At 36.2% G+C, this 23,212-nt stretch carries 25 protein-coding genes; 6 read left to right on the top strand and 19 right to left on the bottom strand.

Translation table 11 applies throughout. From position 1 onward, the window contains the following. Positions 1–238: 238 nt before the first annotated feature. The gene (locus MMG00_RS02610; protein ID WP_242150972.1) at positions 239–1,588 is read right to left on the bottom strand and encodes an MATE family efflux transporter; all 1,350 of its coding nucleotides are present in this window, start codon (positions 1,586–1,588) and stop codon (positions 239–241) included. Positions 1,589–1,694: 106 nt separating this feature from the next. Here MMG00_RS02610 and MMG00_RS02605 point away from each other — a divergent pair, with 106 nt between their 5' ends. Further along, positions 1,695–2,510, top strand: a complete 816-nt coding sequence (locus tag MMG00_RS02605) for a MerR family transcriptional regulator (protein WP_242150970.1) — start codon at positions 1,695–1,697, stop codon at positions 2,508–2,510. 38 nt (positions 2,511–2,548) lie between these two features. Here the strand turns inward: MMG00_RS02605 and yddG are convergent, their stop codons facing one another. Further along, positions 2,549–3,451 (bottom strand): aromatic amino acid DMT transporter YddG, encoded by a 903-nt coding sequence (yddG, locus tag MMG00_RS02600; protein WP_242150967.1) that lies wholly within the window; start codon positions 3,449–3,451, stop codon positions 2,549–2,551. 288 nt (positions 3,452–3,739) lie between these two features. Between yddG and MMG00_RS02595 the strand changes: the two genes are divergently transcribed. Beyond that, on the top strand, positions 3,740–4,216 hold the full coding sequence (locus MMG00_RS02595) for a hypothetical protein (RefSeq protein WP_242150964.1): 477 nt from the start codon (positions 3,740–3,742) through the stop codon (positions 4,214–4,216). A 54-nt stretch (positions 4,217–4,270) separates the two neighbouring features. Here MMG00_RS02595 and MMG00_RS02590 read toward each other — a convergent pair whose 3' ends face one another. The 4 genes from MMG00_RS02590 to MMG00_RS02575 form a co-directional block, all read right to left on the bottom strand. Then, positions 4,271–5,170, bottom strand: coding sequence for a dihydrodipicolinate synthase family protein (locus tag MMG00_RS02590; RefSeq protein ID WP_242150962.1), 900 nt, complete (start codon positions 5,168–5,170; stop codon positions 4,271–4,273). Positions 5,171–5,192: 22 nt separating this feature from the next. After that, the gene (locus MMG00_RS02585) at positions 5,193–6,512 is read right to left on the bottom strand and encodes an MFS transporter (protein ID WP_270049340.1); all 1,320 of its coding nucleotides are present in this window, start codon (positions 6,510–6,512) and stop codon (positions 5,193–5,195) included. A gap of 179 nt (positions 6,513–6,691) precedes the next feature. Then, positions 6,692–8,011: an NAD(P)/FAD-dependent oxidoreductase gene (locus MMG00_RS02580; RefSeq protein ID WP_242150956.1), complete on the bottom strand. Its 1,320-nt coding sequence runs from the start codon at positions 8,009–8,011 to the stop codon at positions 6,692–6,694. Positions 8,012–8,123: 112 nt separating this feature from the next. Further along, positions 8,124–8,846 carry a GntR family transcriptional regulator gene (locus tag MMG00_RS02575; RefSeq protein ID WP_242150953.1) on the bottom strand — a complete coding sequence of 241 codons (723 nt, stop codon included), beginning with the start codon at positions 8,844–8,846 and terminating at the stop codon, positions 8,124–8,126. Between the two features lie 453 nt (positions 8,847–9,299). On the opposite strand from MMG00_RS02575, the gene MMG00_RS02570 reads away from it, so the two are divergent. Further along, positions 9,300–10,430, top strand: a complete 1,131-nt coding sequence (locus MMG00_RS02570; RefSeq protein ID WP_242150950.1) for a tyrosine-type recombinase/integrase — start codon at positions 9,300–9,302, stop codon at positions 10,428–10,430. Here the strand turns inward: MMG00_RS02570 and MMG00_RS02565 are convergent. The 13 genes from MMG00_RS02565 to MMG00_RS02510 form a co-directional block, all read right to left on the bottom strand. Next, positions 10,422–11,429 carry a DUF2971 domain-containing protein gene (locus MMG00_RS02565; RefSeq protein WP_242150947.1) on the bottom strand — a complete coding sequence of 336 codons (1,008 nt, stop codon included), beginning with the start codon at positions 11,427–11,429 and terminating at the stop codon, positions 10,422–10,424. The genes MMG00_RS02570 and MMG00_RS02565 overlap by 9 nt on opposite strands. A gap of 152 nt (positions 11,430–11,581) precedes the next feature. Continuing rightward, the gene (locus MMG00_RS02560; protein ID WP_242150944.1) at positions 11,582–11,866 is read right to left on the bottom strand and encodes a hypothetical protein; all 285 of its coding nucleotides are present in this window, start codon (positions 11,864–11,866) and stop codon (positions 11,582–11,584) included. A 253-nt stretch (positions 11,867–12,119) separates the two neighbouring features. Beyond that, the gene (locus tag MMG00_RS02555) at positions 12,120–13,118 is read right to left on the bottom strand and encodes a hypothetical protein (RefSeq protein WP_242150941.1); all 999 of its coding nucleotides are present in this window, start codon (positions 13,116–13,118) and stop codon (positions 12,120–12,122) included. An 88-nt stretch (positions 13,119–13,206) separates the two neighbouring features. Beyond that, complete coding sequence (locus tag MMG00_RS02550) at positions 13,207–13,398, bottom strand: hypothetical protein (RefSeq protein ID WP_242150938.1); 192 nt, start codon at positions 13,396–13,398, stop codon at positions 13,207–13,209. A gap of 9 nt (positions 13,399–13,407) precedes the next feature. Continuing rightward, the gene (locus MMG00_RS02545) at positions 13,408–16,053 is read right to left on the bottom strand and encodes a toprim domain-containing protein (protein WP_242150935.1); all 2,646 of its coding nucleotides are present in this window, start codon (positions 16,051–16,053) and stop codon (positions 13,408–13,410) included. Between the two features lie 11 nt (positions 16,054–16,064). Further along, complete coding sequence (locus MMG00_RS02540; protein ID WP_242150932.1) at positions 16,065–16,340, bottom strand: hypothetical protein; 276 nt, start codon at positions 16,338–16,340, stop codon at positions 16,065–16,067. An 85-nt stretch (positions 16,341–16,425) separates the two neighbouring features. Then, on the bottom strand, positions 16,426–16,713 hold the full coding sequence (locus MMG00_RS02535) for a hypothetical protein (protein ID WP_242150929.1): 288 nt from the start codon (positions 16,711–16,713) through the stop codon (positions 16,426–16,428). Beyond that, positions 16,710–17,297, bottom strand: a complete 588-nt coding sequence (locus MMG00_RS02530; RefSeq protein WP_242150927.1) for an HNH endonuclease — start codon at positions 17,295–17,297, stop codon at positions 16,710–16,712. Before MMG00_RS02530 ends, MMG00_RS02535 begins: the two co-directional genes overlap by 4 nt. After that, positions 17,294–17,563, bottom strand: a complete 270-nt coding sequence (locus MMG00_RS02525; RefSeq protein WP_242150924.1) for a hypothetical protein — start codon at positions 17,561–17,563, stop codon at positions 17,294–17,296. The genes MMG00_RS02530 and MMG00_RS02525 overlap by 4 nt, the downstream gene beginning before the upstream one ends. 179 nt (positions 17,564–17,742) lie before the next feature. Next, positions 17,743–18,099, bottom strand: a complete 357-nt coding sequence (locus tag MMG00_RS02520; RefSeq protein ID WP_242150921.1) for a hypothetical protein — start codon at positions 18,097–18,099, stop codon at positions 17,743–17,745. Positions 18,100–18,108: 9 nt separating this feature from the next. Continuing rightward, positions 18,109–18,354: a hypothetical protein gene (locus tag MMG00_RS02515; protein WP_242150918.1), complete on the bottom strand. Its 246-nt coding sequence runs from the start codon at positions 18,352–18,354 to the stop codon at positions 18,109–18,111. Between the two features lie 77 nt (positions 18,355–18,431). Continuing rightward, the gene (locus MMG00_RS14335) at positions 18,432–18,620 is read right to left on the bottom strand and encodes an ogr/Delta-like zinc finger family protein (RefSeq protein WP_432805926.1); all 189 of its coding nucleotides are present in this window, start codon (positions 18,618–18,620) and stop codon (positions 18,432–18,434) included. Then, the gene (locus tag MMG00_RS02510; protein ID WP_242150916.1) at positions 18,598–18,768 is read right to left on the bottom strand and encodes a hypothetical protein; all 171 of its coding nucleotides are present in this window, start codon (positions 18,766–18,768) and stop codon (positions 18,598–18,600) included. Before MMG00_RS02510 ends, MMG00_RS14335 begins: the two co-directional genes overlap by 23 nt. 190 nt (positions 18,769–18,958) lie before the next feature. Here MMG00_RS02510 and MMG00_RS02505 point away from each other — a divergent pair, with 190 nt between their 5' ends. The 3 genes from MMG00_RS02505 (at position 18,959) to MMG00_RS02495 (ending at position 23,162) form a co-directional block, all read left to right on the top strand. After that, positions 18,959–19,783 (top strand): helix-turn-helix domain-containing protein, encoded by an 825-nt coding sequence (locus MMG00_RS02505; RefSeq protein WP_242150912.1) that lies wholly within the window; start codon positions 18,959–18,961, stop codon positions 19,781–19,783. An 11-nt stretch (positions 19,784–19,794) separates the two neighbouring features. Continuing rightward, positions 19,795–20,295, top strand: coding sequence for a WYL domain-containing protein (locus tag MMG00_RS02500; RefSeq protein ID WP_242150909.1), 501 nt, complete (start codon positions 19,795–19,797; stop codon positions 20,293–20,295). Positions 20,296–20,450: 155 nt separating this feature from the next. Further along, on the top strand, positions 20,451–23,162 hold the full coding sequence (locus MMG00_RS02495; protein WP_242150906.1) for a type I restriction enzyme HsdR N-terminal domain-containing protein: 2,712 nt from the start codon (positions 20,451–20,453) through the stop codon (positions 23,160–23,162). The last annotated feature ends 50 nt before the right edge of the window (positions 23,163–23,212 follow it).

Here is a 23,212-nt window from a genome sequence, read left to right as displayed (position 1 = left end):
AAATATTAGCCAGCAAAATCACTCGCTAGAAAAGGAGCCCCAAGCCTTATTGATCCCTTGGGAATTTAAAAAAAAATCAACTCCCATCATACGATAAGATCTTGATTTCCTCTCTCAATAAATGACTTCTAATAATTTAAATCAAGCTTTTAATTTCCCGCATGATTATATCCCCTAAATCCAAGGAAGCTAAAATCATGATCGCCTTTCACTACACCAAATTAACTGTGTTAAAACCTTATAACACTCTCGCTCTTGGCATTAAGCGAATCCATCTCAATTTAATAGCAAGTAGTACAACAATTAACGCCAATGCTTCAGATAATGGGAAGATTAACCAGATGCTATTTTTACCAAAAAATGCCGGCACAATCATCAATAATGGCACAAAGAAGATCACGACCCTTAATATCACAATCATCGTCGCATAACGTGCTCGCCCGATCGACTGATAAAACTCTAATAGCACCATATTAATCCCTAAAAAGAGATAACCTATAAAGAAGTAATGAATCCCAAGCTCGGCATAATCAGCAATTACAGGATCTGTAATACCAAAGAGCTGCACAATAAAGGTATTGCCAAAGAATCCTAAAAGCATTAATAAGATCCCTAAAATAGTCGCTGTCATTATCGCTAACTTTAAGAAAACTCCCATTCGCTCATACTGCATCGCCCCATAAAGATAACTAGTAATTGGCTGCAGTGCTGCGCCTACGCCGATAAAAAGCATTAGGAAAACCGTATGTAGATAGTTAATCACCGCATAAGCCGCTAATCCTGAATCCCCCATAAAACGGTTAAAGGTAATATTAAAGAGAATCACCACAAGTGCTGCGGCACCTTCCACTAGAAAACTTGGAAAACCGATGATTAAAATAGCGCTTAATTGAAGCTCCTTAAAAAAAGTTAAGGCGATTCCTAAGTTTCGTTGAGGATTAAAAAAATGCGTTGATAATACGCCAATGCCAATCAAACCAGCAATCACGATCGCATATGCAACGCCTTTCATCCCAAATTCAAAGACGAAAATAAAGAGATAATTTAAAATCATATTCGCAATCGCGGTGACGATCAAACCTGCCATCGCTAAATTAGGATTACCATCATTACGAATAAAAATACTCAAGATATTCTCAATCACAAAGACAACCCCAAAAAGTAAAAGGACATGCAGGTAGTCTAATACAAGCTCAATAATCGTATCATTTGCCCCAAAAAGATAGGCAACTTCTCGCTCAAAGATAAGCCCGATGCCTAAAATCGTACCGGCAACAATCACCGTTAAGAGAAGTGATTGCGTAAAGATGGCTTTTGCCTTTACAACATCTCCTTCCCCTAAAGCAATGGAATAAAGCGTCGCACCGCCCATCCCAATCCATAAAGAGATTGAAAAGATAATTGAATAGATCGGTACCGAAATATTAACCGCAGCCAAGCCTTGCTCGCCTAAACCGTGGCTGACAAATAGGCCATCTACCAGAATGTTCACCGACATTAATAACATTCCAAATAGCGAGGGAATCAGGTATCTCATAAAGAGAGCCCTTGGCGCCATTGTTTGAATTATAGAGTGATTTTCTGTCATTTTCTCGTTCTCTTTAAGATCTCATTTCAAAGGAAAAATATGATAAAGTATCCGGTAACCAGATAGTCAAGTTTTCCTCTTAAAAATGCGCCTTTAAAGGATCCTTATGAAACTCTTTAGTACCGGTGAATTTGCCGAAATTTGCGGCGTTAAAAAGCAGACCTTATTTCATTATGATGAGATTGGCCTACTAAAACCTGATTACAAACAGGATAATGGCTATCGCTACTACTCTTTGCAGCAGGTGGAAGTCTTTACCGTCATTGAAATGCTCAAAGAGATTGATATGTCCCTTGCTGATATTAAGCAATTTCTCGAAATAAGATCTCCCGAAGAGACGATCGCTCTTCTTGCAGAAAAAGAGCGTGTAATGGAGGAAAAGATCCGTAAGATGAAGCAGATTAAACGCTCGATTCGTAATAAACGTGAATATCTTAAAAAGGCGATCACCTTAGATTTTACCGCTATCACCATTGAGCAATGTGAAAGTAAACGTTACATTCTTAGTGATTTTATTGCGCAATATTCAGAAAAACCTGTGGCAAAACTCCTTATGCAATTTATTAATGAAAACAAAGAGAGCGGAGTTGATAGCGGGCACCCCATCGGCGTGCTTCTACCTAAAGATGCGGTACTTGCAAATAATTATGATTACTTCTCCCACTTTTATCTACAAATTGATACCGAAACTCAGGCACAAACACATCTTCTAGATGCCGGAGAATATGTCATTGGTTACCATGAAGGGAGCTATATTCATATTCACAAGGCATATCATAAAATCAAAACCTATCTACTCACGCAAAACTATCAAATTACCGGTGATAGCTTTGAGGAGTACTTATTAGATGAAACGAGCGTTCATGGCTTAGACAACTACGTCACTCGTATTATGATTAAAGTAGAGCCTATCCATCATTAATAGATAAACATTAAAGAACTATTTCAGCTATCTCTCTTTTAACCGCCATAACGGTATTTCTTTGTGGCAAAAAAGCAGCAAATTGAACCAATACAAACTAACCCAACCCCTTGCCAGAAACTAAAGGAGAGTACTTCTCCTAACACTACAGATGAGAAAAGCGTTGATAAAATTGGCGTAAAATAAGAAGCCGTGGCAAGCGTAATCACGCTACCATGTAAAATTCCGGTATTCCAAGCTGCATAACCAATGCCTAATGCAAAACAAGTAAAAAAGAGTGCGGTAATAGATTGCCAACTAAACTCCAAACGGGAAAAATCTAAGCCATAAAGAATAAAATATTGCGTCCATAACGTAATACTGACAAAGATAAAGAAGATCGTCACCGCATTATGCCCTTGTGCTAAACGTGCCGTCACCACACAATAAGCCGCCCAAATCACAGCCCCCGTAAATGCTAAGAGATAACTGAAAGGATTTTCTTTAAAATTTGCTAACATTAATGCAGGGTTAAAACCCTCTTCTCCCCCTAAAACCCAGATAATTCCCACAATCGAGATCATCACGCCGGGAATCATCACCCAAGAAGCGCGCTGTTTATTAAAAAGCACACTTGCCACAATCGTAAAAGTTGGCCACAAATAGTTTAGCATTCCCGCTTCTATCGCTTGCCGAGGCGATTTTGAAAGACCAATAGAGAGTGATAAACAGAGCTCATAACTAATAAAGAGCAGACTGCCATAAATCAAATAGCGCTTCGGAAATCCCTTAAGCTTCGTCATCCCCACCGTTAAAAGCAGTAACACCGTAGAAAACGTATAGATTAATGCCGCACCACCAATCGCCCCAAAATAAACACTCACAACTTTAATCAGCCCAACCATCGAGCTCCACAACACAATCGCCGATAATCCGATTAATGTCGCTCTATTTCTATCCATAGAATTTATCCCAACACAAAAAGCCACCCCGTTATCGCTTCACAACAACAAGATGACTCTAAAAAACAGTAACAGTTGATAATTCAAAGACTTCCCCAGAAAGAGTCGCCGTAACTTCCTTTTGAACCTCGCTATCATACTCCTAAATTGAGATTTTTTTACAAAATATTTAAAAGAATATAATAAGCAAAAAGCCCAAGAATCCTTGAGCACAACGCCGATAGGCTTCCCATCTTATTCCTGCCTCTGTTATGCTATTTGTTCTATCCCTTCAAAACAGATAAAACGATGCTTAATACCTCATTCCAACCGATGTTATCCCATCTCTTTAGTAATATAGTGTTTAAAGAGAATATCGGGCAATGTCCGTTCAGTACAAAAGCGCTTACAAAGTGCATCACCACTGAGATTAACGAGCAATTTACAAAACTCCACCAACAGCACAAAGCCGCTTGTGAAGGGAATATTATTACCCTTTCAGAAATCATTGAAGGCGAGAAAAGACTTACAAAGCCTTACCAAATCGCCATCATCGCTTATCCTGATGAAGTGGCAAATACCGAGAAAAGTATCCAAAGCGAGCATAACCTCCTACTCTTCTTCACCAAAGAAAAAGATTCACTTCAAGATTACCTAGAAACATTAGATCACTACGGCGCAGCCTTAAAACCCCATGCCGTAACTATTGAAGGCAAGCCCGCAACTATTCAAATTCTTGAACAATATTATGACTTTAATGTGGGGACTTTTAATGACTATCGTTAATGAAAAGCCCCTTCATTGTTAATAATCAGGGGCTTCTCTACTAATTGCTAATCATTAAAGGGCGGCTGCCACTCCTTTTTTAACCTCATCAACAATACTCTTAAAATCTAACTGCTGAGCCTCTGATAGATCATGTAATGGCGCGCGCGTACTACCCACTGCAAGACCTTCTAAAGAAATACCGTATTTGATCGTTTGCACAAATTTCCCTGCATTCTCTAAAAAGTCCATGAGTGGCATCATTGCTGTCATAATTTTTCGCCCTTTATCAAAATCTTTCTCGATGACACAAGCTTCATATAATGCAATATGCTCTTTAGGCAAAAAGTTAGAACCCGCACAAACCCAACTCGTTGCACCCCAAGCAAAGAACTCTAAGGCTTGATCATCCCAACCACAAGAAAGCTGTAACTCTGGATATTTAATAGCTAGTTGATGAAGATCGGCTGTATCACCTGCGCTCTCTTTAATAGATTGAAAGTTTTTTGAATTTTTTAAAACGATATCAAAAAACTCTTTCTCCATCTTTACACCCATTCTACCTGGATAGTTATAAAGCATAATCGGTAAATCAGCAGCTTTATCAATCGCTAGAGCGTGCGATGCATTTTCCGCTTGAGTCGGTAAAGCATAAGGAGGTGTTCCTACCAAAATCCCATCAGCTTTAATCTCTTTAGCCATTTTAGCTTGAGCTATCGCCTCATCTGTTCTTGTACCTCCTGTCCCCATAAGTAAGGGAATTTTATTACCAATAACCTCTTTAGCTAAACGCCCTAATAAATAGCGCTCTTCTAAACTTTGCGTAAAATACTCTCCTGTTGATCCACCAATAATAATTCCATGAACGTTAGCATCTAATAAATACTCAATGACCTGACGAAATACTATTTCATCAATCTTACCCTCATTGGTGTAAGGGGTAACAGCTGGGGTATAAATTCCATTAAATTTCATTTTATTCTCCTAAAGTTTAAAGTTATCGTTGCAGCGATGCTGCTTTCTCTAAGCTCATTGACTTAGTTTCTGGTGCTAATAAAATGGAAGAAATTAAACCAATAAAGGTAATTCCTGCCGCAATATACATCGTTTGACCAATACCAATACTCTGTAAGGATATAGGAACAAACCATGTCCCAATGGCAGCGCCCACTCGCGATAATGATGCACCTATCCCAACGGCAAATGATCTAATTTCTGTCGGGAATATTTCGTTGGGATACACAAGCTGTAATACCTGTGCACCCCCAATAAATAGGGCATAAGAACCAAATAGAATAAGAATCAATAATCCACCAGCATCTGAGAAATATCCTAATAATAATAAGGCGATCCCTGACCATAAGAAGCTGTGAATTACCATTAAACGACGCCCCATAATATCGATTAACTTTGTCGCAACAATACAACCAACCACAAACAAAACTGTAATAGCCACAGATCCATAAGCGGCCCAATCACCAGTAATATTCAGGGAATCTAGTACCTTCGGGGCAAATGCATAAACAGCAAAAACAGGAATCACAGAGCAAGTCCAAAAAAGAGAGACAAATAACATTCTCGCCCCATAGCCTGACTTTAAAATCGCACTTAAAGATAGTTTCTCCTCAGAATTTTGAGCCGGTATATTTTTTAATGAGAAGGACGCTCCATAGACTTTTTTAATAACCCTTTCAGCATCTTCGTCTTTTCCTTTACTCATTAACCAACGAGGAGATTCTGGTGTACCAAGTCGCACAACTAATAAAAATAGACCGATCAATGCAGGACTTAATAAGACATAACGCCATGCTGATAAATTCCCACTACTTAAGATTAAGTTACCCACAATATAAGCCAGCGCTGCTCCTGCAAACCATAATATGGTTAGTGCAGCCAATCGAGAACCTCGATATTTTTTAGGTAAAAACTCTACTAATAACGCTCCAGCAACAGGATATTCAAACCCCACACCGACACCGATTAATAAGCGATAAATAAATACCTCTAATCCGGAATTTGCCCAAAACTGCCCAACAGAACAGAGTATAAATATGACTGGCCCGACAAAATAGAGCCTGCGCCTCCCTAGAACACCACTTAACCATCCCCCTAAAAATCCACCAATAAAAATCCCGATTAAAGCGGAAGCTGCTACCATCCCCTCCCAAAAACTATTTAGCTGTAACTCAAGAGTGATATACCCTAGTGCAACACCTATAATGCTTAAAATATAACCATCTAAAACCCAACCGCCCCCTGAACGAACTGTCATTAATTGATGAAAACCATTTAACGGAACATCGTCTATTGAAATCATCTTTATATTATTTTCCCTCATTACATCCTCCTTAAAGTAGTGCCTACACAGCTCTCTCCTTGTCTAAATATCATTTCTGATAATTTTAATTTTTATTAACTATCTAAAGTTTTAAGACAAAAACTTCCTATCAAGCATTATTTAATGCTTAATTCTTTATAAAATTTATTGAAAATAATTTAACTCTCTAATCCCGCTTGCCTTTGTCCCCACCACAAACGCGCATTAACACCCATAGATAAAAATGGCTCCATAGGTAATTTATTAGGCCCTGATGTTTCTAATAAAAAAGGAATTAACTCGTGATTTTGTCCTGCAATAAAATCAGCTATCAATGCCCCTGTGGCAGTTCCTCTTGTAACACCTAACCCATTGCAACAGATAGCTCCATAAATATTAGATGCTAATTGCCCAAAGAAACCTTTATGATTTTGGGAAAGGCCTAAGGATCCACTCCAATTAAACTCGAAGTTAACATCCTCTAATATAGGAAAGCGTCTTTTAAAAGATTCTTCATGCCGCTTAATAAAAGATTCTAACTTTTTAGCATTAGGTTGCCCTGTCGGGTTAAATGAAAAACTATTTCGTATCAAGATTCGATTATCAGCCGTTTTTCTTACCGTACTTCCAAAAGGATCAGCAGGAATTACCCCCCAAATAGATTTTCCACCTAATAAATCAAGTTCAGATACTGTTAACTCCCTAGTTAAACTTGCATACAAAAATACGGGAAGCATACTATTTTTTAAATAGCCAAAATGCATGCCAAAAGCATTATTAGCAAGAATCATCTGATCTGCAGTAATCAGACCACTTGCATGCTCAAGTGTAATTTTCTTACCATATTGAAATCCAGTAATAGCTGTATTTTCATATAACGTAACATTATCAGGTAAGGTATCTGCTACCCCTTTAACTAAAGCCGATGGCTGTAATAAAATTGTCCCTGGGGTAAATAATGCCTTTTTATAAAAAGAGGTGCCTAAATGATAAGGAAGATCTTCTCCATCAATAACTTCATAAGGCTGTCTCATTCTATCTAGCCCTTTCTGATAAGCTTCTAGGACCTTTAAGCCTGATGAGCTAACAGCGGCTTGATATTTACCACTTGCACTCATTTGACAATCAATTTGATACTTTTCTACTAGATCTTTTAAAATAGTCTGCCCAAGAACATTGAGCTTTAAAGTCTTGCCAGCAATCTCTAAATCACCAATATAATCCTCAGCGCCTATATCATGCGGTAAATCGATTGCAAAACCTGCATTTCTACCTGCTGGCCCGAACCCCACTTCTTGAGCTTCAACTAAAACAATCTCATCTTGAGGATAATGCTCAGCTAACCTTCTAGCAATTGAAAGCCCTGTAAATCCAGCCCCTACAATAACCCATTTAGCATTAATATCTCCGGTAAGTGAGGGCTTTACATCTCTTTTTTTACTCGTGTGAAACCAACCACAAGATGGGTCATCTTGCGGAATATAACGTACTCTTTGCATGAAACACCTCCAAAGGTAGTGGCTTATTGTTTTTATTATAATTTCTATATTTATCGTATTTTTAAGCCTAACCGATCCACTTTTAGTTTTTAATAACTACATTTTTATTCCATTAAATATCCATAGATACCACTACAGCTTCAGGCATTACATAATCTGCCATTCTTCTGCGAGATAGATCCCAATGTTCATTAATTAGCATCTCCGCCCTTTTCACATCCTTAAACTCTATAGCTTGAATAATTAAATCATGCTGATGAACGGCTAATTCCATATCATGATTCATTTCTGTTGTTTCTGGAGATTTATAAAAGGTCTTAGCAAGGCGAGCATGATCTATTAACAATCGCTTTAATGTCGGCATTAGATAAGGGTTTCTAGCAATTTCACCAATTTTAAGATGAAACTGATCATTATAAAAAACTCGATCTTCTGTATTATTCTCAGCCATTGCTTTTGTAAATTTTTGCTGAATCACTTTTAAAGAAGCAATATCATCATCAGTGGCATTAATTACTGCTAATTGCGTTGTTGCAATATAGATAAGAGGGGCTGCTAAAAAAAATGCCCTCAATGATTGATAATTCATAGCAGTAACACGAGCAGGTCTATTTACTTCTAGCTCAAGGTATCCCTCTGCCGCTAATTGGCGCATTACCTCTCTAACTGGCGACCTAGAAACCCCAAACTCCTGGCTCAAAGAGACTTCATCTAAAACTGCGCCAGGAGCTAGCTCTAAATTAATAATTCGCTTTCTTAATGTCATATCAAGAATCGTTTTTTTATCCCCAGAGATAGCCACTTCTTCTATTTTTTTATTTGAAAGACTATTCATTTTTCCTCCTGTATACAATTTGTATACACTGAGTATATTCATAAAAAAAAAGAATAGTCAAACTAAAAATAAATTTAACTTAATGATTATAAAATGAAATATTTTATAAGGTGCCTCAAACCATCTAAATAATGAAATATATACAAATTAAACCAAACAATAACTGAACTCACTAATAAGATAAATTATAAAAATCGTCACAATGTCGATATTTAAACAATAAAAATAGCCAATAAAATGCAATCAAAATTATAGAGAATTTATGCAACAAAAAACCCCGTATCATTGATACGGGGTTTTGGACCTTTAAGTTGGTGGGCCTTGCTAGCATAATCGGCACAAAACTGCAAATATCTAAAAGCCAGCAAAACTGGCGTTAGCCATCATTTCTGCTATTCTCTTGTTATGTACTCACTTGGAAAAATGTAGAACTCTATACACATTTGTATACCTATGTTCCCGCCATTTTTCCCGCCAATATTTATATTTCAGGAATTATTATTTTTTAAGATGGCCTATTTTAGAAAACGATCAAATGGATGGCGTGCCGAAATTGATATTACAACAAATGAAGGTCGATTTAGAGATTCTAGAACATATCCAACAAAAGCTGAAGCTTTCGCCTGGGCTGTTCGTCGTGAAAAGGAAATTAGACAAGGCCAAACCGAAAGCCTGGATACTTCAAAAACATTAAAAGAAGCTTTGGAAAGATATCTTGCAGAAGTAACGCCAGGGAAACGTTCCGAAAAAAGTGAAAAATTAAGAATCAATTTCTTTCTCAAATGTGAAGCTTTGAATATCAGTGCTCGCTTAAGTGCTCTGTCCCCTTCAGTATTTAATAACTACATTGAGTTTAGATTAAAAAGCGTTAAGCCGGCAACTGTTAATAAAGAGATGAGCATTCTCCGTGGAGTTATAAAAGCAGCTATAAAATGGCGTTGGATCGAACACAATCCTTTTGATGGTGTTGATAAATTAAAAGAGCCGGCACCACGAAATCGCAGAATATCAGATCTTGAGATCTCAAGAATTTTAGATGCTCTTGGCTATGATGAACATGGTGAACTTGATGAAGCTAGAAAAAGATTAGGTTTAATATTTCTATTTGCCATTGAGACTGGCATGCGTCTTGGAGAGATCTGCAATTTAGATTGGAATAATATCCATCTTAGACATCGCTATTTAAAAATTGAAACATCAAAGAATGGTGATGCTCGCGATATTCCGCTATCAAGCCGAGCTGTGGAGCTGTTAGAAAGAATAAAACCATATTCAAGATCCCTTATCCACGAAAGAACGATCATTGATGAATGCGAGAATGAGTTTACATATACTGCTCAGCCTGTCTTTTTTAAAGACTTTGATGAATCTTCAGATCGTACTTCCGCCCTATTTGCTCGCTATATAAAAACAACGGGAATCAAGGATTTAAGATTCCATGATACCCGCCACGAAGCTTGTACTCGATTAGCTAGAAAAATCGATGTTCTGGACTTGGCAAAAATGATTGGCCATCGTGATTTAAAATCATTAATGTTTTACTACAACCCTACAGCAACAGAGATTGCTGATCGATTAGGATAATTTTGGTCGTAAGATAGGTTTATCAAATTCATATGAATTCTCTTTATGAGTCATATCATAAAATTTAATGCCTCTACCTTTTAAAGCTTCTTCCATTTTAGTTTTTAATTCATCATTCATTCTCAGACCAAAATAAACACCTGTCAAAGCCTTTTTATAATGATAACGAATTCCTTGCCCCTCAATGATAATTCTAAATTCTTCCTCATACGCCCAAGGTTTAGCTTTATAAGACCAAAATTTTTCTAAAATATTTTTAGCTTTCATTCCCCGATCTTGCGGATTATTTGCATCAAAAATCAGTTCTCTTAATTTAAAAGAAGGAACTTCATTTCCATATTTAATCATAAAATTATAAAGATCTTTATTAATGATTAAGTTTTGGAGTAACTTTTCTTTATCATACTCTAAAACATATCCCTTATGACTATTTGCATAATGTGCCCACATCAATATATTGTCATATGTTAGAGATAAAGATAAAATCCCATAACTCTTTAAAACCATTGATAAATTTTCATAGACCCCCTGTTTATATTCATCTATAATTCTCATCCTATCCGAAAAATTATTAGTTTTTTCTTGATAAAATTTCTCTAAAGCCTTCCTGGGGCTATTTCTTTTCCTTAGTTTTTTTAATGAATAACGTAGCGTTTTTTCAAGAGGGTAAACCGACCCTTCCGCTGGCTCCATTAGCTTAAATATCTCATTATCTATAGTTTTAGACTCGCCGTTAAGCATAACTTCAATCATTCCTTGTTCGAAATTGTCTAGTTCTCGTTTTATTTCCTCCTTAGAGATATAACCTTCTGTAGGATCGTTTAAGGCCTCATAAGGAGAAAAATATACTTGATTGTTTTTTACGCAGCTTAAATCTCTTTCAAAAATTTCTTTTTCATTATTTTGCTGATTTAATTTTTTCTGAATCTGATCTTCCGTTAGCCCTTCTGGAATATCTACTGGAGTATATCCATACCGATATTTATACACCTTTCCCATAATAAATTTTATCTCCTTACCAAGCAAAAATTAATCACCAAGATTAATATCTCATAAAAATATGCGATCTAACCCTTTAATTATATTAGAGGATATTTCAAAAGAAGCCACTATAGGCTAAACCCATAGTGGCTTCTTTTTAGGCTAACTCATTAGCTGATAATATTGACGAGCTCCTCAGCCTTACCCGTTAACTTTTCCATGTAAGGATGCATTAGTGCATGTAATTGCTCTAAGGGTAATTTTTCTTGATAGGAGAAGCCAAATAACGCTACGATCGTCTGCAAACTAAGCGCAAGCTCTCGCATATCACTAGCATTTGCATTGAGGCGTGTTTCTAATTGGTTGATTTCCTCAATCGTTTCACTTGGTAGATTAAGGGAGAAGAGTTCAGCTTTAAGCTGATAAAGCGTTTGTGCTCTTTTGTGTGTGTTCATGATAATACCTTTGGATTAATTTTTGAAGTTAATACCCTAATAGAATTAGGTGCCGAGAGGTTCAAAAACCAATCCAAAGTATGGCCGGAGTTATTCCCCTTACGGGTATTGTATTCCTCGCCCTCTCGACGTAGAGAATTTTAGCACAAAAAAACCGCGCTGACGGGGCGAATAATATCCGCTTTGGAATCGGCTTTTGAAGACCTTGATAGAAAGGTAACTTAAATCAATTAAATGGTCAAGTTTTACACATTTATAACTCAAAAAATTGCAATAGGACATTTGGTGCTAGAGCAATGGTCATACCTGTACCCAATACAAAGGCTTGTTCACCATTTTCACAAATAATAAAATCCATATTATCTTTTTTGTGAATATTACCTTTAACTAAATATAATATTTTGTTTAAAAAACCATACAATTTATAAATCTGATCTAATTCAGTATCTTCAATTGTTTTTGATTCATCTTGCTTAGGGTGAGCAAAATTATTACGAAGCTTTATTGCTAATAGAAAAACATCCCTACATTTCTTTAATATCTCACTATTCTTGTCAGCAAATTCAGGGTGAGATATTTCTTTCAAAATACTTTCAAAAAGTTTAGCAGACCTAACATCGTTAGATATTGTCGGTCTCTTCCCTGTAACAGGATCTTGCTTTCCTTTTTCATTATATTTAGACAGTTCTCGAAGCTCTGCTTCTGATGTAAAAAAATTCTTGGTTTGCCATTCAAAATTAGCAATAACTATTAATGAAATGAGCAAGATTCGAAATCTATCTATAATTACAGCTTCATTTCCTGGAAGAAAAATTCGAAATAGTCTATTTTGTTCTATAACTTTCAAAAAAAGCCCATACTCGCAACTTAGATCTTTATCTTTTAAAAACTGTTTTTTAAAATCAATCAACTCCAAAAAAGTTTCTTCCGAAAAATGAAAATCATTATTATCAAACAAAGTTCTTGCTTTAATTAATTGATTAAGATCACTATGCGAATAAGCATTTCTAAAATTAATGATTTCCTCCCTTTGGCTTTCAAGCTGCTTCCTTAATTCCAATTTTTCACATAATGCGACAAAAACCAATAAATAGATTCTACATAAAGAAGAAATAGATGGTTTACCATGTTGATATAAGTTATTTAAATCTTCCTCATACGCTTTTCTAAATGGATCCTGAGATCCTACTCCTAAATCCCCTAATGTCTTAAAAAATTCATCTCCAGATAAAGATATGGTGTAGTTAGTCATTTATCACTCCTAAAAGTACTGCAGTTATTAAAAAAATCAAATAATTACATTATATTATGGTACACATTTTTTAAATAAAATTCTCTCATTATTCTATCTTCCGCATCTCAATATAAGCATCAATTTCCTGCTCAACAAAAAAGACATCTCCACCTGCTACTAATCGCACACGTTTAGGGAAACTAGGCTCAAACATGATGGTAGTCTCTAAATGCTTTTTTGAGATTCCTAGCTTAATAGCCGTATCCGCAAGTTTTATTAAAGTTTTACGCTTAGACATTCTTTCCCCCTACTTACCTGACTCACGCTTAAATACATAGCAGCGCACGGCCTTTTTGTTATGAATTGAATGCACATTTTTATTATCAACAAACTCATAGCGCTTGGAATGCGGTAAAAGCTTACGAAGAAGAGAAACATCACCGATATTGGATCCACGATTACGAGCAATTTCTACAATCTCATTAAGATTCACTGCGATTAAAGCCTGATCTGCAGAGTGATTCACTTTTGCCTGTGTGCTCTCCTCTAAGAACTCATAGAGATGCCAGAATTCCATTACCTCATCTGGATCTTGATCAAGGTCTTTCTCACGCTCTTGTGCGATCTTAAAGATATAATCTCTTGTGCGGTTTCTAAATTCATTGGAGATCTTCAGTAACGTACAGAGCGCATCGAGCATGGCCAGTAACGTTGCGTTATTATCAGCAATCCTTACTGTTTTGATACCTTCTAAATTCATAATTTCATCATGATAACGTTCATATACTTTGGCGTGATGTGCTAATACCTCTTTTTCATGCGTGATCGCATGCATTAAGAAACCTGAAACATCCTCCATTCCTAGACTATTTAAGCGTTGAGAAGCATGGCGACCTTCTGAAGTATGATGATCTCTTGTCATGTGTAGGTAAATAAAACGGCTTAATACCGCCGCTTCCCCATAAATCTTTCTATTTTGTGATACTAAAAGAGATCCATAGAATGGCTCATCACTCGTTTCATTACCGGCATTCATAACACCCGTAGCACGAGGAGATATTCCGTTAAAGAGCTGCTTCGCTTCTGTTAACCAAACAGCTTGTCCCTGTTTTGAGTCTTTATCATCGCCCTGGCCTTCAAGATAAACGGTTGGCATATTGGAGAACTGTCGTAAAGTCCTCATTCTTGCCACTCTCGTTGATGTTGCAGGGTTAATCCCTTCGTAATTTTCACGGCCCATTAATAACCAACAGAAATCTAGCACCGATGTTTTCCCGGCACCGGCTTCCCCTGTAAACTCTAAGAAGGGGAATGATTTATACTTTTCGCGAATCTGCACCGCAAAAAGAGAACCAAAATAGTACGTTAAAACAATTAGGCCTTGTGGCCCATAAGCGCTTAAAAAGTCCTCAGTCCACTCATTTTTATATTCGAGTTCCGGCGAAAAGCGAGCCACGTTCAGCGTTGATTTAATACTAAAATTACCAAAGGTATAATAATCCTCATGGTTTTTAAGATGCACTTGCCCATCTTTAACGGCAAATGTTGGATAAATATAGGCTTTTGCTTCTGGGCAATAGCCCACGTAATCTACTGTATTCACGGTTTCTATCTCCAAAGTTTTATCATCATAAATGCGCCCTAATTGTTTGGGCGAGCCGTCAAAGTTTGCACCCGGTAATGTATCGATGATTCGTGCGCCGAAGTCGGATGCGGATTTAATGTGCCGACCATTAAAGGTGCCGGTTGTATTACCCCGATGATTACTGATCTTGACGTAATATTGAGTTTCATCAGTAATGATCGACTTCTCGGCATAGAGGAAATCGATGAGGCAAGTGGCAATCGGAAATACGGATCCACTTTTGGTAAAAGCTTGTTCTCGGATCTCATCAAGCTCTTCCTCTTTAAGTTCGGTGACATCGCCGGCACCAGTGGCAAGTAGTTTCTCTTCTGTGAGCTCTGATTCAGCCCTTCTTTGCGCTTCCATATTGATATCGCACCAATACGTTTTATGCCCATGCTCTAACCAAAAGCCCTGACCACTGCCATTTCGAGCCCACATAATCATCGCTTTCTTGCTCGGTGTTTTTGCAATCTCAAGCGAGCCGTAATAGCGATAATTACGAAGGTCATCACCTGTTAATCGTTTGGCGATATGCTTATCATTCCAGTCATCACCACTATTTGTTAATGCCGCCTTTACCTTAAAGCCAATATCCTCGGCAAGCTTGACCATCTTCCTTGTGCCAAGTCTGCCGGCACTATTGCTATCAAGCGCTATCACAACCGTTGCAAAGGGATTGTCTTGATAAATCTCCCCTAACGTTTTGCCGGGGAAGTTATGGCAGGTCATGGCTGAAATGGCATTAATACCATTTTGCTGTAAAGCCAAAGCATCAAAGATCCCTTCAACAACCCAGATCTCTTCTGCCTTGGGGTCAAACTTCGGTGAAGTCCAACCATATCCCTTATAAGGGCAATCCTTAGAGAACAGCGCTTTAGGGATACCAATATCCTCAATCACTCTTTCCCAATATCCGCCATTTGGCAGAGAAAAACGTACCGTTGCCGAACTCTCTTTGGATTTATGGTTAAAGGCCGTTGCTTGCTCAAACTCCCCAATCAGCGTGATATTTAATCCTCGCTCTTCCTGCAGATAGGTTTTTGCAATAATTTTAGGATCCGTTGATTCCTGCTTCAGAGCCCTTTCTGTCACCGTAGCGAAAGCTTCAGGGTGAAGATCTCTCGTTGACTGCTTATAACCACAATTAGATTCACGATCACATTGAATAGTCCAAGGGTCATTGGCAAATGCCCAAAGTTCTCGACTGCCACAGGCAGGACAAACGCCATACTTATAGCGCTGTCCTCCCCCTTGTGGCCTCATGTGGTATTGGTTTTGAAGAATATTAATCACATTCTGCCTCGTGATCTCATCCATCTTTCTCATTTACGCCACCTTTAATGGATCGTTTTGTTTAATACTTCTATCGTCTTTTTAGAAACACTTCTTCGCAAGGCTCTGATTTCCTGACGAATTGAGATTAATTCAAGCCAAATAATAAACCCAGGCTTACGCTCAATACGCTTAGCAATATCGTTTTGATACTCTTTAATACGACGATTCACCTGCATTACCTCTGGTAAATCAGTCGCCACATCATTTAATTGTGATAATAAAAAGAGATTACGACGCACATTTCGTGAGAAATCGATAGTGTTTAATAGCTTTTGCATGATGATTCCTTTATACTTTCTTTAGTTGATGTTGCGAGCTAAGTCCGCCAAGATAGAGGCCCGCAACGTTGGTAGAGCCACTTCTTTATAGAAGTGGTTTTTTAATGGGAAAAAGATTAAAAAGCGGATATTCCTGATTAGTCTTGTCACGAGGCACTTCCTTCTTCTTCCCGATGTCACTTTCTAAAATTGATTGCACCAAAACCCATTGCAGTGCATTAATACGCTGATATGTCTGTTTAGACTGATAACCGCTATCTGCTTTTAGCTTCAAATCCAAGGAAGCATCACTTTCCAGATCAAAGCCAACTTTACTAATGGCATCCTCCAAAAAGTGTTCTAACAGTTTTTTCGCCTTAGCTTTGCTCATCATTTCCCCCTTTTACGTCTCTTCTTGTTCGTTAAAATATTTAACCGCGTTAAATAAACAGCTTGTTTTTTAAGTTCTTTCGGAAGAGTAGAAAACCCCTTCTTATTCATTCGTGCTAATTCTCCTTTAGTAATTTTCATCAAATTATCAAGAGAGAGATTTTCTCGATTGTTATCCATAAAAAGAATGGCCTCATCAGCTAAAACTGGTGGATTACTCTCTTCCCATATTAAATAATGCTTTGGTCGCCAATGATTTGGCTCTGCAACTTTAATATAGAGATAGCCATCTTCTCTTTTAATAACAGCACCAACTTCTAGCGTGTTATGTGGTCTATTTCCTTTCTTAAATGATCCTGAATTAGCTCCAGTTAGCCCCACTGATCCTTTGTTCACAGGGATGTGCCCTGCAGGAAAATACCAAGTGCTTTTCGGTCTTAAGAACCCCTTTCTTTTGCAAAACCCACGTATTGCAGTGACGGTTCTATTTTTTTTAAAGTGTTGATTAAATTTTTCAGTGAGCTCTTTCCGTGTCATTTTGCTCTGGTTATTTTTAAGAAATTCGATCTCTTCGGCTGTATATTTCATGATTTATCTTCCAATCCTAAAATGCGCTTTTCAGCTGCGTTATCACCCATACCAAACTCTATTTGTGCTTTAAGTACTAGCGCAGCATTATCAATAATTTTTTCTGAAACTTTGCACATGGAATCAGCACGTTTAATCTCACGCTCAAGTGTTTCACTATCAAGATCTTCATTATTTAAGCGCTCAATCTGCTCAAAAAGATGATCATTAAGATTAACTAACTTGTTCTTCTTACCTTTAAATTGACCATTTGCATTACTCATCATCAGCCTCCGTATCATTGCAACACTCAGTCGCACTGTGCACATCGAGATAAACCTCGTTGCATTCATTACACTGCCATCCTTGAGCTTCTAGTCCGTCACAACAAACAGCTGCATCTATGCTGTCTTGATAAAATGTGCTACATCCAGGGCACTTATATCCCCAAATGCTTGTAATTGAGTTATTCATAATCCACTTCCAATCCTCTATATATTTCTAAATACTCTTGTTTAGTTAATGGCTGTAATAATCCCGCTTCAATTTCTGCTTTAACTTCTTCTGTTGAATCATCACCAGCTGCACCAACTAAATAAACATCTTCTGATTCAGAATTTTCAAATGGTTTAATAGATGAAAATCTTTGCTCATTTTCCGTAGTAAAAATAAGTTCCTGGCTACTAACCTTTAAAAGCTTTTCTAAAGCTGGACATCTTTCTACTGCATTTGCTTGATGATCTATAAAGAACTCGCTAACAATTGAACCTTGTTTTGCAATATAAAATTGGCTCATAACGCCAATAATCTCTTGATCTGTCATAACACCCTCCTAAGCCATATCTCGTGGCATGTTTTCCATCTTCCATTGGCTTGCACTCATGCCTAAATTAGTCATGAATGTGCGGCGATTCATATTGAGCGCCTCACTCGCCTGAAAGGCATTACCGTTATGCTCTAATAACGCCTGGTGTGAGAATTCCTTACGAACTAAGGACATAAATGTCACATAAGGCATGTGACTGCTTTCGATTGCTTCTCTGTTTGCAATCAAGGTATTTGCAATGTTGATAATCATCTTGATCTCCTTTTTTAGGTTGCAAAAATCCCTGCCGAAAATTCGGCATGAAAAAATATTCATTCATAAAAGTTAAATTACGATGTAATCGGTCTGAACTGGGCTATCTGGTAAATCTCTTCTATCGATTTCAAATAGTGATTACACTGCCGGCATTCATAAACTATCTGCCGGCTATTGGCACTCACAAGCTTTGTATATCTCACATAGATTGGTTCACCGCACTGATTGCACCGGAATCGCTTACGATTGTCCGTTTGAGTCATCCTTAATGCCCTGCTCTATATATCGTCTTGCCTGTGCGGATAAGCTTCTATCCTCATCTTTCGCAACTTGCTTTAACAGGTCTAGCAAATCTTTTTCGATTAGTACCGAAAAAGGAACCAATTTCTTGTATGTGCCATTCTTTCCCATCTGCTGATAAATCCTCGTATAGAGATGATTATTACTAATAACCCCTATATAATGCCTCTTAGTAATTCTTAGAAGATAGCGCTAACTATTAACTTCTAAGAGATTAAATGAATAACTATGATTCAAATATATCAAGGAAAAGAGTTATTAGCAAACACTATAACGCTTTTGATTGATAGGAGGTGTTTTTATGCTTGATGATTTTGCAAAAAGATTAAAGGAATTACGCTCTTCAAAAAACATGACTATGGGCGAATTTGGGGACTTAGGAGATGTTAGTGCGACAACTCAAGGCACATATGAACGAGAAGATCCCGATGATAGAAGATACCCAGATGTTCGCTATCTTTATAATCTAAAAAATCATGGCATAGACATTCATTATCTATTAACAGGTGAAAAATCTCCTGAAGATGTTATCTCGGCTGAAGCAATGGAGATTATTAGAGCATATGAAAGTGCAGATGATAATCATAAAGCTATTTTTGAAGCTACTGCCAAAGCATGTGCAGTTAAACCTAAAGGGCGAGTAGATAAGAAGAAAGATGATGATCAACCTAAAGGTGGCTCTAGGCATAAAAGTGGAGATATTATCGCTGATGGGGGTTCTATCGGAGATATTATCCAAGGTGATAATAATATTAAAAGTACAATTCATAATTATCAGCCCCCAACTGTAGATGATCTTAAAGAACTAAAAGAGTATGAACGAGTAACCAATAAAAAACGCAATGATAAAATTAAAAAAACTCATCAAAGATACAAACAAATCGAAATGATAATTAAACAAATTATTTTTCTTTTATCCGCTTGCCTTGCTGCTTTTCTTGCAAAAGAAATAGTTTCAGTTCCTGCTAACACTGAGATTGAACAATTTGCATCTCTGTTTTTCATGATCACTATCCCCTCTATTGTTGGTATCTTAACTTATAAAGAGATATCTAATATTGTGACTAAAGGTTTTGATGATATACGAGAAACAACAAAAAATCGTATTCTTTTAGAAACAATTTAAGGAGTAAGATCATGGGTCCATTTATAGTCATTCTCTTATTTGGGGTTATCATCTATTACTTTGTGAAACGTAGCAAACGCAAAGAACAAGAGCTCATTAAAAGACTTGAAGACATCGTTCGAGAAAGTAAACAGCAAAACCCTACTCCTCCTCAAATCGATGAAGAGCTTTATAAAGCACAAGTAAAAGCAGAAACCCAGGACAGAGTAAACTCAGGGTATTTACGAGATTATGAAGAAGATGATGCTTTCGATATCTTCAATGATCCACGTATCGAAACAGAAGCTAAAAACAATCGTAACAATCCAATTATTATTACTTTCATCTACGAAAAACATGATGAGGACGGCAACGTTATTGGCACTCAAGAACGAGCTATTCAGCCCTATTATAAAGATGATGAATATCTAGAAGGCTACTGCTTAGATCGAGAAGAACGCCGCACTTTTAGAATAGATAAAATTGCCGGGTTTACAGGTAATAGTGAAGCGATTTTTGAAGAATTGGATTAATGTGGGATGTGAAATAGTATAGATATATCCGCTAATCAAAGATCTATAAAGTAATTTTCTAAAACATAAATCAAATAATAACTCAAAATTAATCCTACTAATATTTATGGATAATATAAAATTATCCTCTACTAATCATTTAAAGGTTTTATAATATGTCGGAGAACAATTTAGATATCAATAATTTGAAATTTGATATATCAGCAACAGAAAGTGACGTAGAGCAAAAATTTATTACCCCATTTCTAACTTCTAGCGAACCTTATGGTTTAAATTTATCTACTACTAATTTTTTAACAAAAACTAATATCAATCGATATTCTATAGGAAAAGGACAGTCTGAAAAGATTTATTATCCCGACTATATTTTAGTTAATCGGGGATTTCCTATGGCAATCATTGAAGCAAAAAAACCATCTGATTTTAATCTAGATGAAGCTTATAGAGAAGCAAGACTATATGCTCATGAAGTTAATGATAAGTTTCCCAAAGAATTAAACCCAGTTAGGTTTCTTTTAGCAACAAATGGAGTTGACCTTCAATTTGGAGAAGTTGGCTCTAGTACACCATTAATTAAATGTAAAGTACAAGAATTAATATGTGGGTCAAAATACTTAATTACTATATCTGACAGTATAGGCATTGTAGGATTAGAGAATCACTTTAATACTATTTCTAAAACTTTAGTACCTCCATTTATAAAAAAACCTAGAATGGTTCTAGGAGGCAAAGCTTTTCAAGAAAAAGAAATTAAAAAAAATCCATTAGGTGAAACTATAAGCGATACATATCAATGGATATTTAATCCTGATAATAAAACGCATCGCCAATATATAGTCAGTAAGGGATATATATCAACTGATTTAAATAAAAGAAATAGATACGAAGTTGATCAACTAGTGAGACTATCAAGTTCTGCAAGTGAAATAATATCTCAAGAAATACAAAGAACTGATAGACCAGTTGAGATATATAAGGCCCTTTCAGAACATGCATATAATCAAATAATTTTATTAATTGGCAAAGTAGGGGTCGGAAAATCAACTTTTATTGATTATTTACAGTATACCAATACTATTCCTAAATCTATTCAAGATAAATTAATATGGGTCAGATTAAACTTAAATAATGCTCCTTTGGAAAAGGAGAAAATTTACAGTTGGATTCAACAAGAAATAATTAATAATCTACAAGAACAATTTAAAGATGAGTTTGATTTTGAAAGTCTTGAATTTTTATTAAAGTTATATTCTGTTGAAGTTAATAGCTATAAACGTGGCATAGGTTCTATTTTCTCAGAAGATTCCGAGCAATATAAGATAGGTTTAGCCAATAAGCTACGGGAGTGCGAAAGTGATCTTGAACAAACCTTAAGGTGTTATATAAGACATTTAGCAAATGAAAGAGCTAAATCAGTAATAATTGTCTTTGATAATTGTGATAAGAAAAATAAAGACTCTCAATTATTAATGTTTGAAGTAGCTAACTGGGCAAAAGATACTTTAAAATCAATTATCTTTTTACCTTTACGTGATGAAACTTATGATAACTATAAAGATCAAAAACCTTTAGATACTGCAATAAAACAATATAGCTTCAGAATAGAAGCTCCAAGATTTCAAACAGTTCTAACAAGAAGAGTGCAACTAGCATTAGACTTAATATCAGAAGAAAGTAGTGAATCAAAACCTCAACAAAGTAAAATTAGATTAAAAAATGATATGTATGTCATGTTTGACCCTAATAACGATGGGTCAACTTATCTACTATCTATGTTGAATTCTGTTCTGAATAATGAGAACTCTATTAGAAGACTACTAACGGGACTATCCGGCGGGAATATAAGAATAGCTTTAGAAATGTTTCTTAACTTTTGTAGTAGCGGGCATATTCCTAATGAAGAAATAATTAAAATAAGAAAATCATCCAATAGTTATACAATGCCTGGACATATTGCAGTTAGGGCATTAATGAGAGGAAATCGTAGATATTATATAAGTAAGTTTTCCCATATAAAAAATTTACTTGATGCCGAAATGGATGAGAAAGATATACCTATCTACCTAATACGCTTATGCATACTCCGCTGGTTAAAAATGATGGTACGAAGTGATGTAAAACGAAGTGCAAAAAAAGGATACTTCACTGTTGAAGAATTACTAAATACACTTGGTAAATTTGGATTTCAAAAAGACCCCGTCATTAATCAAATAGGTTATTTAGGTAAGGCAATGTGTATTACAACTGAAGACTTTGAGTATGAAAATATTAATTTATATACGAACATAAAACTAGCTCCAGCTGGGTATGCGCATCTAGAGTTATTAGAAAATGATATAACCTATTTAGCCACAATCGCAGAAGATACAAGAATTACTGATGAAAATCTTGTTAATGATATAAAAAGACTTATCGTAGATCCTGAGCAAAGTTTTAGATTACCAGAAGTATATTATATTGCTTCAAAATTTATCGAATACATCGATGATATTGTTCAAGGAATATTAAATAACTATCGCACATACTCTAAACTTGAAGAGTTAGAGAACCTAATCTCCATGGAAAAACCAAAAGGTACTATAGAGAGATTTAAAAGTTTATTCTCTAACGATGAATCTATAAAATGGATTCAATTCTGTCATGAGTATCCTATTGGAACAAAATTAAAAGGAACTATAAAAAATATAGTTCCTCACCTTGGTATTTTTATTACTCTTGATACAGATAATAAACTTTCAATCGATGGACTAATTCATAAATCTAAAATCTCTATTCGTAATTATTCTTTAGGGGATAAAATATGCGTAACTATTGATCATCATGACCCACATATTAAAGATAAAGTTCGTCTTAATTTTGCTAATTAACCCAATTAGCTGTATGCAATAGTTTAAGACTAATGCAATAAAATAAAAAA

Source organism: Ignatzschineria rhizosphaerae, from assembly GCF_022655595.1.
Classification (GTDB): Bacteria; Pseudomonadota; Gammaproteobacteria; order Cardiobacteriales; family Wohlfahrtiimonadaceae; genus Ignatzschineria; species Ignatzschineria rhizosphaerae.
Note: the sequence above shows the minus strand (reverse complement) of the source record. Positions and strands in the feature narration are given on the sequence as shown.